The sequence below is a fragment of the Pigmentibacter ruber genome (assembly GCF_009792895.1).
GTDB lineage: Bacteria > Bdellovibrionota_B > Oligoflexia > Silvanigrellales > Silvanigrellaceae > Silvanigrella > Silvanigrella rubra.
Window position 1 is genome coordinate 1196882 of sequence record NZ_WSSC01000001.1, and the last position, 14602, is coordinate 1211483.

General features: G+C 28.4%; 14 protein-coding genes. 8 read left to right on the top strand and 6 right to left on the bottom strand.

Translation table 11 applies throughout. The features are described from left to right. Positions 1–2: 2 nt before the first annotated feature. Positions 3–674 (bottom strand): sulfite exporter TauE/SafE family protein, encoded by a 672-nt coding sequence (locus GOY08_RS04970; protein ID WP_158997709.1) that lies wholly within the window; start codon positions 672–674, stop codon positions 3–5. Here GOY08_RS04970 and GOY08_RS04975 point away from each other — a divergent pair. From GOY08_RS04975 to GOY08_RS04990, 4 genes are all read left to right on the top strand, one after another. Next, the gene (locus tag GOY08_RS04975) at positions 655–3105 is read left to right on the top strand and encodes a heavy metal translocating P-type ATPase (RefSeq protein ID WP_158997711.1); all 2451 of its coding nucleotides are present in this window, start codon (positions 655–657) and stop codon (positions 3103–3105) included. The two genes, GOY08_RS04970 and GOY08_RS04975, sit on opposite strands and share 20 nt — an antisense overlap. Then, on the top strand, positions 3102–3305 hold the full coding sequence (gene ccoS, locus GOY08_RS04980; RefSeq protein WP_158997713.1) for a cbb3-type cytochrome oxidase assembly protein CcoS: 204 nt from the start codon (positions 3102–3104) through the stop codon (positions 3303–3305). The genes GOY08_RS04975 and ccoS overlap by 4 nt, the downstream gene beginning before the upstream one ends. 96 nt (positions 3306–3401) lie before the next feature. Beyond that, the gene (locus GOY08_RS04985) at positions 3402–4457 is read left to right on the top strand and encodes a GTP-binding protein (RefSeq protein ID WP_158997715.1); all 1056 of its coding nucleotides are present in this window, start codon (positions 3402–3404) and stop codon (positions 4455–4457) included. Between the two features lie 79 nt (positions 4458–4536). Continuing rightward, positions 4537–5418, top strand: a complete 882-nt coding sequence (locus tag GOY08_RS04990) for a mechanosensitive ion channel family protein (RefSeq protein ID WP_158997717.1) — start codon at positions 4537–4539, stop codon at positions 5416–5418. A 1-nt stretch (position 5419) separates the two neighbouring features. Here the strand turns inward: GOY08_RS04990 and GOY08_RS04995 are convergent, their stop codons facing one another. Further along, positions 5420–6619, bottom strand: a complete 1200-nt coding sequence (locus tag GOY08_RS04995; protein WP_158997719.1) for an esterase/lipase family protein — start codon at positions 6617–6619, stop codon at positions 5420–5422. 512 nt (positions 6620–7131) lie between these two features. Here GOY08_RS04995 and GOY08_RS05000 point away from each other — a divergent pair. Then, the gene (locus tag GOY08_RS05000) at positions 7132–7656 is read left to right on the top strand and encodes a VOC family protein (protein WP_158997721.1); all 525 of its coding nucleotides are present in this window, start codon (positions 7132–7134) and stop codon (positions 7654–7656) included. Positions 7657–7661: 5 nt separating this feature from the next. On the opposite strand, the gene GOY08_RS05005 is transcribed toward GOY08_RS05000, so the two are convergent. After that, positions 7662–8543 carry a hypothetical protein gene (locus GOY08_RS05005; protein WP_158997723.1) on the bottom strand — a complete coding sequence of 294 codons (882 nt, stop codon included), beginning with the start codon at positions 8541–8543 and terminating at the stop codon, positions 7662–7664. 42 nt (positions 8544–8585) lie between these two features. Next, positions 8586–9389, bottom strand: a complete 804-nt coding sequence (locus GOY08_RS05010) for a DODA-type extradiol aromatic ring-opening family dioxygenase (protein ID WP_158997725.1) — start codon at positions 9387–9389, stop codon at positions 8586–8588. A gap of 123 nt (positions 9390–9512) precedes the next feature. Between GOY08_RS05010 and GOY08_RS05015 the strand changes: the two genes are divergently transcribed. Beyond that, positions 9513–10376, top strand: coding sequence for an SCO family protein (locus GOY08_RS05015; protein WP_158997727.1), 864 nt, complete (start codon positions 9513–9515; stop codon positions 10374–10376). Between the two features lie 7 nt (positions 10377–10383). Next, positions 10384–11082 (top strand): pirin family protein, encoded by a 699-nt coding sequence (locus tag GOY08_RS05020; protein ID WP_158997729.1) that lies wholly within the window; start codon positions 10384–10386, stop codon positions 11080–11082. Between the two features lie 3 nt (positions 11083–11085). On the opposite strand, the gene GOY08_RS05025 is transcribed toward GOY08_RS05020, so the two are convergent. Next, the gene (locus GOY08_RS05025; RefSeq protein ID WP_158997731.1) at positions 11086–12093 is read right to left on the bottom strand and encodes a zinc-binding alcohol dehydrogenase family protein; all 1008 of its coding nucleotides are present in this window, start codon (positions 12091–12093) and stop codon (positions 11086–11088) included. Positions 12094–12213: 120 nt separating this feature from the next. On the opposite strand from GOY08_RS05025, the gene GOY08_RS05030 reads away from it, so the two are divergent. Beyond that, positions 12214–13107, top strand: a complete 894-nt coding sequence (locus GOY08_RS05030) for a LysR family transcriptional regulator (protein WP_158997733.1) — start codon at positions 12214–12216, stop codon at positions 13105–13107. On the opposite strand, the gene GOY08_RS05035 is transcribed toward GOY08_RS05030, so the two are convergent. Continuing rightward, a complete protein-coding gene (locus GOY08_RS05035; protein ID WP_202914024.1) occupies positions 13104–14345 on the bottom strand; it encodes an argininosuccinate synthase in 1242 nt (413 codons plus the stop codon). The two genes, GOY08_RS05030 and GOY08_RS05035, sit on opposite strands and share 4 nt — an antisense overlap. Positions 14346–14602 lie beyond the last annotated feature (257 nt).

Here is a 14602-nt window from a genome sequence, read left to right on the forward strand (position 1 = left end):
TATTAATGACATTCCATTTTTGTTTCATCGTTGCTATGGAATTTATGATCAGCAGAATGGAAAAACCCACCTCTCAATAAAGCTATAAATGCAATTAAGAACAAGATAAAAATAGAGAAATATTTATAAAAATTTGGATTTCTTTTTGAAAATAGCAAAGTCAATCCTCTACTACTAATCAATATTGGTGAAGTTGAAATAGCAAAAATTAGCATACCTCCCGCACTCAACCATGGATTAGCAAAAGTAGCACTCATCAATATGGCGCTATATAAAAAACCACAAGGCAATAATGCTGTTATAATACCTAATGTGGCAGCTTGAGAAAGAGGTGAATATTTGTTTAAGAAATTTGCAAAATTTTGAGCTTTACTATTAAAAAATTTACTTGGCTTAAGCTGAAAATAAATTTGGATAAGACAAATGAAAACTATAAGAATAGCAATTTTTTTTGCAGATAAATTTAAAAAGTTTTTGAATAAAAAAGTTCCTAAATATCCTGAAATGAGTCCAATTATGGTGTAACTTATTCCTCTGCTAACAAAGTATTGCCAAGTTTTTTTTTGGCAAGATGCAACTAATGGAGAACACATGCCTAAACAATGAAGTGATCCTGAAAAACCAAAAGCTGCAATTGATAACATAGGGACAAAAATGTTTACAAAATTATTCATACAAAAAGACTCCAATATTAACGAAAACAATAATATTATAGCACAAAATTTATCTCAAAAGGAAGTCTTATTACAAAATGATATTGAAGGTAGATGCATGCATTGCAGTAAAAATTTCATAAAAATAAAATCTAATCAAATGTTTTGCTGTAATGGTTGCGCAAGTGTTTACCAGTTTTTATTGTCTAATGATTTACAGAAATATTATGAAATAATGAAAAAAGTTGGAGAAACTCCATCTTCTGCAGAAGAATTTTCAATATCACATTATAATATTTATGAAGATGAAAATTTAAATTCTATTTTTAAGTTTGATAAAAATACATGGGGATTTTTTGTTCCAGAAATAAAGTGTGCAGCTTGTATTTGGTTGATAGAAAAATCGCTTCATAAAATAGATGGACTTGATGCAATTAATATAAATTTATTAGAAAAAACAATTACTTTTACAATTAAAAATAACGCAGTAAGTAATCTTAAAAATGCGGCAATACTTTTGACAAATATTGGTTATAATCCACTCCCGCTTCCTTTTCTATCTTCAAAACAATTTAGATCTAGGTATGAAAAAGAAAGATTAAAAGATATAGGAATATCTGGATTTGCATTTGGTAACGTAATGATTTTTGCTGCCAGTTCATATTTTGGAAAATATTTTGGAATTGATCAAAAAATAAATACAATATTTATTTTAATAAGCATGATAATATCGTTACCTGCTGCATTGTATTCAGGAAGAAGTTTTTTTCTAAATTCATTTAATGCATTAAGAAATAGAAAAATACATATTGATACAACAATTTCATTTGCATTAATTGTTACTTTATTGATTAGTGTGTATGAAACTTTTTTAAATAGTACTAAAGTTTACTTTGATACTATAACAGGTTTAGTTTTTCTTCTTTTGATTGGTAGATATTTTCATGAAAAGGCAATTCATAAAGCAAAAGAATTGGGTGAATCTATGAAAAATATATTACCAATTGAAGCTTTTTCTATAAATAAAGGCGATCATGTATTAATTCCTAAAGGGGGTATTTTCTTAGCAGATGGAATAATAATAGAAGGAGAAACAGAAGTTAATCAATCTTCCTTAACAGGTGAAGAAATGCCTGTAGTAAAAAAAGAAAATGATTTTGTTATTGCTGGGGCACAAAATTTACTAAATCCTGTCAAAATATTAGCACAAAAGACAGGGAATGAAACCTGGATTTCAAGTTTAGAAACATTAATTAATCAAGCAAAAAATAATAAATCTAATATTGAAACTGTTATTGAGAAGATATTACCTATTTTTAGTTTATTTATAATAATTATCTCTTTATTATCTTTTGGATTTTGGAGCTTTTTTTCAACCGAAAAAGCCGTAGATGTTTTAGTTGCTATCTTAGTCATTTCTTGTCCCTGTGCGTTAGCATTAGCGACTCCTTTATTAATGTCTTCAACACTAAGGGTTTTATGGAAAATTGGTGCTATTGTGAAAACACAAAATGCAATAGAGGCTTTGTCTGAAGTAGATACCGTTCTATTTGATAAAACAGGAACATTAACAAGCGGTGAATTAAAAGTCATTGAAATTGAATTTCTAAATTCAGGAGTTAGTGATGAAAAAAAAGCAGAAATTCTCTTGGCATTTTATTCATTAACGAAACAGTCAGTACATTTGGTTTCAAAAGCAATAGTTAATCATATGCAGTTAGAAAATTTTAAAAGTATTGAGTTAAAAAATGTGAGAGAATTAGCTGGACTTGGTATTGTTGCTAATATAAATAATGATATTGAAATTAAGATTGGAAATTATAAATTTATTAATGGCAAATTGCAAGATACTGAAACAAGATTTTGTGTTTACGGAAAGTATGGAGATTTTTGTGTTAAATTTATTCTTTCTGAGCAGATTAAAAATGGAGCAAAGGAATTAATTAAATATTTAAATAAAAATAATATAGCTTGTTATATATTATCTGGTGATAAAGCTGCATCTGTTCACAAGATTGCACATGAGTTGTCTATTAATTACAACTACTGCTATTCAGAAAAATTACCTAATGAAAAATTAAAGATTTTAGAAGAATTTCAAACAGCAGGAAAAAAAGTTTTAGCATTAGGTGATGGAGTGAATGATGCGGCAATGTTGGCAAAAGCACATGTCGGCATAGCCTCGCATGGCGGTACAGATGTAGCATTGCATTCTGCTGATATATTTCTTCGTAAGCCAAATTTATTTTTGGTGAAAAATATATTTATTATAAGTAAACAAGCAAAAAAAACTTTAAAAATTTTAATATTAGTTAGTTTAGTCTACAATTTTATTGCTATTTATTTTGCTATTTTAGGGTATGTTGATCCCTTATTTGCAGCTATATTTATGCCAATTTCATCTTTATCAGTTTTTTTTATTGTTTATTTTAGAAAGGTTCATCTGGCATGAGTGTTGTCATTTACTTAGCTATTTTTATGATTTTTGTTGGAGCATTTTTTCTCTTTATTTTTTTACTTGCTGTAAAAAATGGTCAATTTGATGATTTAAAATCCCCTGCACACAAGGTTCTCCTTGATGATGAGATAGAAGATCAAGAAAATAAAGAGATAAACCCTAGTGTAAAAAAAAATGATAATAATCTTAAATAGTTATTTACTATTTGAAAATATCTTGTTTTTCTTTTTTATCTATGCAAGAAGTCATTAATGCAAATTATTTGCATTAATGACTTCTTGGGGTATCTTATGGAAATTATAAAGAAAAAACTTCCTGTAACATTGTTATCTGGTTTTCTAGGAGCAGGAAAAACAACCTTATTAAAAGAAATTCTAACAAATAAAAATAATTTAAAAGTTGCTGTAATTGTTAATGATATGGCTGAATCAAATATTGATGCCATGTTGATTCAAACAGATGAAACAAAACTATTAAGAAAAGAAGAAACTCTAGTAGAAATGAGCAACGGCTGTATCTGCTGTACTTTGCGAGAAGATTTACTGGTGGAAATTATGAAGTTGGCTAAAGAAGATAAATATGATCAAATTATTATTGAATCTACAGGTATTTCAGAACCATTACCTGTGGCAGAAACTTTTACATTTGAAGATGAAAATGGAGTTTCATTATCAGATTTTGCATATTTAGATGCTTGTATAACAGTTGTAGATGCAAAGAATTTCCTTGAAGAATATTGCCACTCCCAAAGTCTTTATTCCCGCCAATTGACTGAAGTCGATGATGAAAGAAATATTTCTAATTTATTGGCTGATCAAGTAGAATTCTCAAACATTATTTTAATTAATAAAGTTGATTTAGTAAGTGATGATGAAGTAAACGAACTTTTAGCAATTTTAAAACAAATGAATTCTAAAGCAAAAATATATCAAACAACGAATTGTAAAATAGCTTTAGATAAAATATTGCACACAAATTTATTTAATTTTTCCGATGCTGAAGCTAATGATAATTGGTTAGCTGAAGCAAGAGGATCACATAATCCAGAGACTGAGGAGTATGGAATATCAAGTTTTGTTTATAAAAATTCTAAACCTTTTCAGAAAGAAAAATTTTGGAAATTTATTGAAAAAGAAACTGATTCTATTTTACGTTCCAAAGGTTTTATTTGGTTTAATGATAGTATTGATTCCATTCATTTTTGGTCACAAGCTGGAGCGTCGTGTTCTATTGAAGAATACCCTGCTGAAGATGGAGAAAAATATCAAGAAATTGTATTTATTGGACAAAATATAGATCAAAATGGAATGATACAAAAATTAAATGCATGTGCTGTTGTAGAGTGATTGAATTATATTAAATTTGTAATAAAAATATTTTTATAATAAGATGAATTTGTTTTGTGATTTTTTGCTGGACTAAAAAATGAACGAATTTTTAAAGGTTTATTATAATATGCAATTTAACAAAATTCATTTAGAATTGTTTTGGACATTTGTGATTAATATATTTTTCTCAGTGATTTCGGTAATAGTTGTGTATTTTTTGACAAAGTGGTTTATTCATTTTGTCAAGAAGACTAACGATAAAGTGCAGAAAATTGATCCAACTTTATTGCCTATCACTCTTACAGTAATTAAGTATGCATCATTTATTGTCTGTGTTTTGATTATATTGAATATTTTTGGGGCGAATACAAATGGTATTATAGCTTTTTTAGGTGCAGCTGGTGTTGGTGTAGCTTTGGCTTTGAAAGAAACATTACAAAATATTGCATCAGGAATAATGCTAATTTTTTTAAGACCCTTTCAGGTGAATGATTATATAGAATCCAATGCAAATATTGGAACGGTTCAAGAAATAAATTTATTTACCACAACATTAAAAACCCCTGATGGACTTTTTTTATTTGTTCCAAATAGTCTTTTATGGAATTCTTCTATCAAAAATTTTACTAGAAATGGAACTAGACGTTTAGATATTAATGTAGGAATTTCATACGAAAGTGACGCAGAAAAAGCTAGAGAAATAATTCTTAATTTAACTAGACTAGATGGAAGAATTTTAAAAGAACCATCACCTATCATTGTAATTACTGCTCTAAATGAAAGTGCTGTAAATGTGATGTTAAGATGCTGGGTATTAGTTGATAATTATTGGGATGTAAATTATTATTTATATAAAACAATTAAAGCAAATTTTGAGGAACAAGGCATATCAATTCCTTATCCACAACGTAATGTAAATTTAAAAATACTCCAAGATCAAGCTGAAGTATTTAAATTAACTGATCGTAAAAGTACTTAAATTATAAGTCATAAAGTAATTTTAAATGATTTTCATATATGTCTTTTACTGAGGCATATGTTTTTCTAAATGTTGGGAAAGTACCAATAATATCTATATGATTCCAAGTGTCTTTGACTCCAAGAAAATTCCATACTCCTGAGTTTACTTTTTCTTTATTTGAAAAATAAACTTGCTTTTGTTGAAATGGAGCTTGCATACTTATTGTGTTAACCATTCCATCATTATCAAGCCAACTTTCATCAATATTAATTTTTTCAGAAATATTTTGTGTAAAACAACCTATTGCTGCTGTTGGCAAATCTAAAATATTAAGAAATGAAAACTTGCAGTTGTTAAAAGGATTTGTAATATGCGTTGATTTAGTTGCTAATGTAAAGTAGTAAACATTTGAATAAATCTTTTCTGTTTCATTAAACTCTAAAGCACCTTCAGGACTTAAATCCCATTTGCTTATATCTTTTGTTGTAAATGCTTTTGAATTAATAACTTTATTAAAATAATCAGAAAAAGATTCGTGCCTGTCTCTAGCTAAACCCCAATGATCGAGTTTGAAATCATAAAAAGAATTTTGAGTTATTCCAACTGCTGCACTAAAAAATGAAAAAAGTGTTTGTAAAGTTGGTATAAATACATCCAAAATATTTGTAAGTGATGTGCCATTATTAGGAGTTGAAACAGTTGTTAAACTATATATCCAATCCTTATTCCCTGAAAAAAGTTCGTTTCTATTAGCTTGAAATGTGTTCAATTCTTCTATTGAACCTTCTTTTAATAACTTAAGAAATGCACGGATAGTCTGCCCACCTTGACTATGACCTAATAAATGTATTTTATGGTTTTCATCCCACTTTTGTAAAAGCGGAGTTTGATAGCACTTACCATATCGAGCGTGTCCAAATTTTTTTGCATGATACTCACCATAATCAGCACATGTTCCTTTAAGTTGTGCATATAATTCAATAGCTCTATCATAATTTGAACTTAATGGTCCAACAGATGCACTTATGACTTGATAATCTTTTATCTTAAGATCTTCCTGCAGGTCATTCATTCCTCCCCAGTAATAAAATCCTTTCATTTCTTGTCGTCCCCATCCTGTTAATCCATGAACTAATACAACTGGTAAATGATTTTTTGCAAAACTTTTATTCTGGATAAAAAAAGATAAAAGAAGAAAATAGACAAAAAAACGTTCCATATAGCTTCCCTCTAGAATGAATCCTCTTTGCAAGGAGAGTTTAAGACAATATTGTGAAAAATTTGTAACATTACAGTATCTTGAATATTTTTTTGTTTCAAGATCGCAAAATATTTTTTTCCATCTTTTCCTTGTATATAATTTTTCTTTTATTTCTTAATGATTTTGGATAAATTTATTTTTGTTGTTTTTGACTTTTTTTAAATTTAAATTTCCTATAGTTATTTGAAAAAAAATAAATTAATTTCTTAATCTATTTATAAAAAAAAAATCTTATAATTTTAAAGTAAAAATTTTAAAATTAAAAAGTAAAGTTTTAAATAATTTTTTAATTGTATTAAATTTGATTATTTTTAAATTTTATTTATCGAGAATGACTTTTAATAGAAATTTGTCAAATATTTTTCATTTGGATAAATCTTTCCTAACTGGTCTTGAATATTCTATATCTCTTTGCCAAAATAATTCTTAGGTTGCTTACTTAAAATACTTTTTTTAAAGGAAAATAGATTATGGATCCTCGTCCTGCCCGTATGCCATGGCTTTCTCCTTATCTAGCTGTAAGAAATCTAGAAAGAACTGCAGATTTCTATACAAAAGCATTTGGTTTTAAAGTAAAAGGTATGAAGGACCAGCACGGAAATGTTAATCATATAAATGTTTTTCATAAAAATACGGTTATTTGCATGCTGCATCCAGAAAATGCAATGGGTAGCCCAGCAAGAGCCCCTGCTTCTTTAAATATCACTCCATCTCAGTCGTTTTATGTGTTTGTTGATAATGTTGATAAAGTATATGAGAAAGCTGTTGCGAGTGGTTGTAGAAGTATTGTTTCCCCAGAAGATTTCTATTGGGGGGATAGAATGTGCACTGTTGTTGATATAGATGGCTATTCTTGGTCATTTGCAAAAGAGCTAAAAAAGCCAAAAGCAAAAAAGAAAAAAGCTACAGCATCTAAGAAAAAGAAATCTGCAGTTAAAAAAAGTACAGCAAAATCTACGAAGAAAAAAGTAACAAAGAGAAAAACTAAGAAATAATTAAATTATGTATTGTGCTTTTTTCTTAAGAAATTGTAGCGTGATTCAAATAAATTGCTTAATTGAAATGGACTAAGCTTATTAAATTGTTTAAACCATTCTTGAGCGTTAAATTGAGAAGGAAAGTTTGGAATATTTTTAAAAGATTTCTTTTCAAAATGGTATTTAAAACCACCGTGGGTAATTTCTTTTCCAGATTTTTGATCAAAAGTTAACACAACACATGTAACTTCATTGCAATCACAATCTGGATTTATGCAATACAAATCATCTAATGCAAAAACTTGTTTGTCATGAAAACGCTCAATAGCTCCTGCATAGGGAAAAATAGCTTGAAATGGCACTAATGAAGCTTTCTTTTGTCTTGGTGGAATTTTTTCCTCCCAGTTTGAATCTGCTAAAGTTGGGACAAAGCTTATAAAAGGTTGTTTTAAATGGGGATTTAGGTTTCCATTAGCTAATTTTTCAAACGCTGATTTAAACTCTTGTTTTTCTTTTTCTGTTAAATTTAGGATTTCACTATCTGAAACATTTATATTGCCATTACCTTTACTATCTAGTGTTGTTTGTAAAGATCGACAGTCAAGAATATCAATTAATTGCAGATTAATAACATCTACTTTTAAAGTCAGACCTAGAATTTTTGCATTTTCAGGAGATTCTTCAGCCTTTAAGCTTGCTAAAAGCTTTGCTCTAAATTGATTTTTAAAAGGAGTTAATTTAACAACCAAAGTACATTCTTTTGCTGCATTATAGGCATCATCTTTAGTTTCAACCTGTTTAGGTAACATTACGACAGATTCTACAGAGAAATATTGTTCGTTCCAGTATAGCCTATTTGCTTCGTTGGCTTCTAAATTTAATTGCATATAATATGGTTGTTGCATGCGGTGAGCTCCTAAATAACCCAAAATCATGGATTAGCAAAATTAATTCCTTTGAGCAAGTTGCCTAAGTATAAAGCTCCGCATAGACATAGAACTATTTTGAAATTTATCATAAAAAAACTCTATTTGATCTGACTCGGATTCTAATCCTATTATATATAAAAGTGGAATAAAATGTTCTTCAGTTGGAACAGCTAGTTTAGCGCTTTTTCCAAATAAGCGCCTATACCTTAAGATTGTATTATGGTCTTTATTTTCTAAGGCATTTTTAATTTTCTCATCAAAGAAAATAGCCCAATCTGGAGTAGGTGCTGAAATGTCTGGTGAAAATGAAAAAAATGAATGTACTATGTTACCACTACCAATAAATAAAATGTTTTCATCTCTCAATGGTTTTAAGATTTTCCCTATTTCATAGTGTTGAGTTAATTTAAAATCTAAATTTTGACTAATTAAAACAACAGGAATATCGGCTAATGGAAATAAATGTATCAAAATGCTCCAAGCTCCATGATCAATTCCTCTATTGTCATCAAGTATAGGAGAAAAATCTTTTAATTCGGCTTTTAATCGTTTTGCTAACCCTGGACTTCCTTGTGGTGTATAAACTATATTAGAAAGCTCGTTAGGGAATCCAGAAAAATCATATATTGTTTTCAAACTATTTGCACCAGAAATAAATAATCCTTCAGTTCGCCAATGTGCCGAAAAACAAACAATGGCGTTAATTTTATTTTTAAGTGAATTTCCTATTTCATTTAATTTTATTGAAAAATCAGTTTTTCCTATTGCATTCATTGGGCTTCCATGTGCAATAAATAAACAAGGAGTATTTATATTTTGCATTTTTTATCCTTTTAAATAATTCTAAATAATGAAATTTTAGCAGAAATAAAAGATTATAAACTTGCAATAATTTGACATATTAAATAATCACAGAATTGTATTATTTATCATGGCGAGGAACGTATGTATAAAAAATTTTTTGTTCTAGTAATTACTTCTCTTTTATTTTTTTTAGAAATTAAAAGTTATCCTCAAAGTATTTTTCAAAATCCAGATAAAAATAGAACTTTGCCGCCAGTAGATCTTGTACCCGAAGTAAATAAGGGAGTTACTATAAAAGAACAACTGGGTAAAAAAATTGATTTAAATTTAAAGTTTACAGATCAAAATGGTGAAATAAAAACTTTAAAGCAATTAACTGAAAATGGAAAACCAATTCTTTTAACCTTAAATTACTATAGATGTGTCAGCTTATGCAGTGTTCAACTATTAAATTTAGTTAAAACTTTACAAGAATTAAATTGGCCAATAGGAAAAGATTTTACAGTTTTAACTGTAAGTTTTGATCCTAATGATTCTTTTCATGATGCAAAAAAGAAACAAAGTGAATATCTAGAAAAATTAGGACAAACAAACGCTGATTGGAATTTTTTTGTCGGGGATAGCAAAAATATTGATATTTTAACTAAAGAAGTGGGTTTCTATTATAAGTATATTCCAGAAAATAAAGAATATTCACATACAGCGGCTATTTTTTTTATAGCTCCTGATGGAACAATTACGCGTTATATCTATGGAATTTCTTATAAAGTAAATGATGTCAAATTTTCATTAATGGATGCCTCACAAGGAAAAATTGGTTCTACTACAGATAGATTTCTATTATTTTGTTGCTACTATGATCCAAACGCAGGTGCATATACTGGTTTTGCAATGGGGTTTATGCGTGTAGTTGGAATTTGTATGATTTCTTTTTTACTTATATTAATTTTTGTATACTATAGAAAAAGAAAATATAACTTATTAAAAATGAATTATAAGGAATAGGATAGCTATGTTTGAAATTAGGAAAAGTAAAGATAGAGGTTCTGCAAATTATGATTGGCTTAATACTAATTTTACTTTTTCATTTAATGGCTATTATGACCCAAAATTTCTTGGTTTTCGTTCATTAAAAGTAATAAATGAAGATTTTTTAAAAGGTGGTGGAGGATTTCCTTTTCACGAGCATAAAAATATGGAAATTATTACTTATTTGGTTTCTGGCGTTTTGGAGCATAAAGATACATTAGGAAATAGTGCAATAATTTCTTCTGGTGAAGTGCAATTGATGAGTGCAGGAGCAGGAATAAAACATAGTGAATTTAATCATTCAAAAATTGATGATGTGCATCTTTTGCAAATTTGGATAGAACCAAATGAATATGATAAACCTCCAGCATATCAACAAAAAAATTATAACAATTCTTCAGATAAGTTGCTTTTGCTGGCTTCAGCAAATGGTGAAAGAAGTTCATTAATTTTAAAGCAAGATGTGAAATTATATCGAGCTATTCTTTCAAAAGATGAAAATTTTTCATATAAATTAAAAAAAGAAAGACATGCTTGGATTCAATTAATATCAGGAAAATTGTTAATAAATGATTCTGTAATTTTAAGTTCCGGTGATGGGCTTGCAATTACAGAAGGGGAAATTCTTAATTTTAAAGGTGATGAATTAAATAATCATTTTCTAATTTTCGATTTATGTTGACCATTAAAATGTTAAGACAATTTTTCCAATTGTTTTTCCTGTCTTTAATAAGTCATGAGATTTTTCCAATGACTCCTCTGAAATCATTCCTAAATCACTAGAAAGTGTTGTCTTTATTTTTTTTGCATCAATAAGTTGAGAAACTTTATTTAAAATATGATGTTGCTTAATCATGTCTTCTGTTTCATATAATGAATGAGTAAACATTAACTCCCATGAAAATGTCAAAGATTTCCCTTTCAATTTCATAAGATCTAATTTATTTTCTGGGTCATCAATAGCAACAATTCTCCCAAATGGCTTCATTATTTCAGGTATTTGATCAAAATATTGTTCTGTTCCATTAATAAAAAACGTGTAATCAACCTCATTAATACCTTGTGAGTTTAATTGGGATAAAAAGCTTTTGGTATGATCTATGGTATAATCTGCTCCCAAAGATTTAACCCATTCGATAGACTCTTTTCTTGATGCTGTAGCGATAACAATACAATTTGTTAATTTTTTTAGCAGTTGAATTGCCATGGACCCTACACCACCAGCAGCGCCTACTAGTAATATTTTCTTTGGTTTTATATTTAATTCTTGGGAAATTTTTAATTGTTCAAATAATGCTTCATATGCTGTTAATGCTGTTAAAGGAACAGCTGCTGCTTCTTTATAAGAAATGCTTTTTGGCATATGACCAACAATTCTTTCATCCACAACATGATATTCCGCATTAGCGCCTTGTCGAATTAGTGATCCAGCATAAAAAACTTTATCACCTACTTTAAAGTTTTTTACATTATTACCAACTTTTTCAATAATACCAGAAACATCCCATCCAAGAATATTTTGTTCAGGCATGTCTTTTTTCCAAAGTGCTATTTTGTAGTCTGCTGGGTTTACAGAAATTGCCAAAACTTTTACAAGAATGTCTTGTTCCTTTATTTCTGGTATTGGAACTTCCACTTTTTTAAATTGAATTTTATCCTTCGTAGCGTTGTAAAATGGTCTAAAAGCAAACATAGATTTTCTCCTTAATGCTGAATCTATTTTCTTCTCTCCCAATTTATCACTTGAATTTTAGTTATCAATAACATATTTTATTAACTTATTGTTTATATATTATTAACAATAGGAAAATCTATGAAAATCAATAATTTAGATGAACTAAAAGCTTTCGTCCTCCTATTTCAAGAAAAAAGTTATACTAAGGTTGCTGCCAAACTAAAGGTTTCTAAAGCTGCTTTATCAAATAAAATAAGAGTATTAGAAGAAAATATCCAATTTTCTTTATTTCACCGGAGTACAAGGATAGTTACTCCTACCCAGGAAGCAGAAGTATTTTACTCAAAGGCATTACAAATTTTAGATTTGTTAAAAGAGTTAGAATTATCATATTCAGCTGTAAAAAAAATGGAAGGAAAAATTCATATAACATGCTCAAATTCAATTGCGGTTAGCTTTTTAGGAAAAGTTATTACAGATTTCATGCAGCAGTTTAAAGATATTCAAATACAACTTACTGTTACAGATAGTTATTTGGATTTACTGGAAAATAATATTGATCTAGCAATTAGGATTGGAAATTTACCTTCATCATCTTTATTTGGCAAAAAAATGGGAACAAATAGATTAATTTTTGCATGTTCTCCAAATTACTTACAAACAAATACTTTACCTAAAACTTTAAGTGATTTAAATGAGCATAAAATAGCATATTTAGACATCCATGAAAAAATTCAATTTGTAAAATCTAAATTCAAATTAAATAATCTAAAATGTAAAAGAGATTTAAAAACAAATTATTCAAATGTTATAAATGAATACGGACTTAACGGAGGAGGAATAATAGTGCGATCATTTTGGGATGTAAAAGAGTATATTTCACAAGGGAAACTTATTGAAATTAAATTAGATGATTATTTAGAAGATTATGGTAATATATGGTTGCTAACTAACAATAGTCGTTATGAAAATTTAAGAATAAAAACTTTATTTCAATTTATTTTAGAAAAGTGGAAAATTAATAATAGTTAAGCTTTAAATTTCTCACGAAGTAAATTTTTATTTATTGAAATATTTTTTTCGTTTAACATTGCTTGAATTTGAATTGGAAGGCCTAAAAGATTAATAAATCCTTCAGCGTCACTTTGATTGTAATAATCATCTTTTTCAAAAGTTGCAAAATTTCTATTAAATAAACTATTTTTCGATTCACATCCTGCAAATAAACAATGTCCTTTAAATAATTTAAGCCTTACTTTTCCAGAAACATTTTGTTGTGAAAAATCAAAAAATGAATCTAAAGCTTCTCTTATAGGTGTGAACCAAAACCCATCATAAACAATTTTTGCATAATCCATTGAAAGTTTTTGCTTCATTTGCAAAAGCATTTTATCTAAACAAATACTTTCCAGCTTTTCATGAGCTGAATATAGAATAGTTCCTCCAGGTGTTTCATAAACACCACGTGATTTCATACCTATTAATCTGTTTTCAATAAGATCTGTTACTCCAATTCCATGCTTACCGCCTAAGTTATTTAATACTTCTAAAATTGAAATAGGAGATAAGTTCTTACCATTTAATGCTATTGGAATTCCTTGCTGAAATTCAATATCAATGCATTCAGGAACGTTTATAGCCTCATCTAACTTAGAACACATTTCGTAGAAATTTGGATTGTGTTCAGAATTTGTATCCTCAAGATCGCCACCTTCGTGAGACACATACCAAATATTTTTATCGATAGAATATGGAGCTTCTTTTGTAGCAGAGATTGGGATTGATCTTTGGTTTGCAAAATCAATAGCTTCACTTCTGGAAGAAATAGACCATGTTCTCCATGGGGCGATTATTTTTATTTTTGAATCAAATGCTTTTATCGCCAGCTCAAATCTAACTTGATCATTTCCTTTGCCAGTTGCTCCATGGCATATTGCAGTTGCATTTTCTAGTTTGGCAATTTCGACAAGTTTTTTAGCAATTAAGGGTCTTGAAATTGTCCCTAGTAAATAATGGTTTTCATATTTAGCACCAGCTTTAACAAGTTTCCATAAATATTCAGTAATAAATTCATTTTGAACATCTAAAATATAAGCTTTTGAAGCTCCTGAATTTATTGCCTTTTGTTTGATATTACACAATTCATGCGTTCCTTGTCCTACATTGCAAGTAACTGTAATCACCTCGCAATTGTAATTTTCAAGGAGCCAATGGATCATGATTGAAGTGTCTAAACCGCCTGAGTAACCAAGAATAATTTTTTGCAGCATAATCTTTCCTGTTCATTGAATAATTATTCAATATGTGAATAATTATTCAATATGTGAAATTTGAAAAAATAGCAAGCAAGTTTTTAAACTTAAAAATTTATTTTAAGTAATAGCAATCAGCTGGTGAGTTTCTGAGAACTTTTTAAGCACTTACAGGGTCTTCAAATTTTTTCCCTGAGATTTATTTTTATCTGATTAACTGCAAGAAACTATATTAAGTGAAATAATTATAAAAGAATAAATTTAGATTATGCTAA

Coding starts and splice junctions, on each gene's coding strand:
- GOY08_RS04990 (WP_158997717.1), top strand. CDS start 4,537: ATGAACGAATTTTTAAAGGTTTATTATAATATGCAATTTAACAAAATT.
- GOY08_RS05035 (WP_202914024.1), bottom strand. CDS start 14,345: ATGCTGCAAAAAATTATTCTTGGTTACTCAGGCGGTTTAGACACTTCA.
- GOY08_RS04985 (WP_158997715.1), top strand. CDS start 3,402: ATGGAAATTATAAAGAAAAAACTTCCTGTAACATTGTTATCTGGTTTT.
- GOY08_RS05000 (WP_158997721.1), top strand. CDS start 7,132: ATGGATCCTCGTCCTGCCCGTATGCCATGGCTTTCTCCTTATCTAGCT.
- GOY08_RS04970 (WP_158997709.1), bottom strand. CDS start 674: ATGAATAATTTTGTAAACATTTTTGTCCCTATGTTATCAATTGCAGCT.
- GOY08_RS04995 (WP_158997719.1), bottom strand. CDS start 6,619: ATGGAACGTTTTTTTGTCTATTTTCTTCTTTTATCTTTTTTTATCCAG.
- GOY08_RS05030 (WP_158997733.1), top strand. CDS start 12,214: ATGAAAATCAATAATTTAGATGAACTAAAAGCTTTCGTCCTCCTATTT.
- GOY08_RS04975 (WP_158997711.1), top strand. CDS start 655: ATGTTTACAAAATTATTCATACAAAAAGACTCCAATATTAACGAAAAC.
- ccoS (WP_158997713.1), top strand. CDS start 3,102: ATGAGTGTTGTCATTTACTTAGCTATTTTTATGATTTTTGTTGGAGCA.
- GOY08_RS05020 (WP_158997729.1), top strand. CDS start 10,384: ATGTTTGAAATTAGGAAAAGTAAAGATAGAGGTTCTGCAAATTATGAT.
- GOY08_RS05005 (WP_158997723.1), bottom strand. CDS start 8,543: ATGCAACAACCATATTATATGCAATTAAATTTAGAAGCCAACGAAGCA.
- GOY08_RS05025 (WP_158997731.1), bottom strand. CDS start 12,093: ATGTTTGCTTTTAGACCATTTTACAACGCTACGAAGGATAAAATTCAA.
- GOY08_RS05010 (WP_158997725.1), bottom strand. CDS start 9,389: ATGCAAAATATAAATACTCCTTGTTTATTTATTGCACATGGAAGCCCA.
- GOY08_RS05015 (WP_158997727.1), top strand. CDS start 9,513: ATGTATAAAAAATTTTTTGTTCTAGTAATTACTTCTCTTTTATTTTTT.